Annotated in this window: 1 protein-coding gene; it reads left to right on the plus strand. The window is 45.3% G+C overall.

Translation table 11 applies throughout. The annotated features are described in order from the left end of the window. Window positions 1-505, plus strand: a 505-nt coding sequence (phoU, locus tag R7Q46_RS29465) for a phosphate signaling complex protein PhoU (protein WP_318078624.1), incomplete at its 5' end; no start/stop codon positions are given. Between the last annotated feature and the right edge of the window lie 45 nt (window positions 506-550).

The following is a 550-nucleotide window of genomic DNA, read 5'->3' on the forward strand; positions in this document are numbered from 1 at the left end:
TGATGACGCGTGTACTCGAATCATCGCCAAACGTCAGCCGACCGCGAAAGATTTGCGCTTGATTATGGCGATCATCAAGACCATTACTGATCTTGAACGCATTGGGGATGTCGCGACACGCATTGCTTATGTCGCTATCGAAAGCCCGTCATCGAAAGAACGCCAATTCCAAGTTTCATTAGAACCTCTCTGCCGTCAGGCGATTCAAATGTTGCATCAGGTTTTGGATGCATTCGCTCGTATGGATGTTGAAGCCGCAGCAGAGGTTCACAAACTTGATGATAAGCTGGATGCCGAATACGAAGCAGTGATCCGTCAGCTCATGACTTACATGATGGAAGACCCAAAAAATATTCCGCATATTCTTCAGGTGATGTGGTCTGCTCGCGCTATTGAACGAGTAGGGGATCGTTGCCAAAACATTTGTGAATACATTATTTACTTTGTGAAAGGTAAGGACGTTCGTCACCTTGGTGATCAAAGCATTGATGATGTGTTGAAGTAACGCTTCATATAAATGAAAAAGACCAGCGAACGCTGGTCTTTTGGA

Source organism: Vibrio sp. 811 (genome assembly GCF_033339195.1).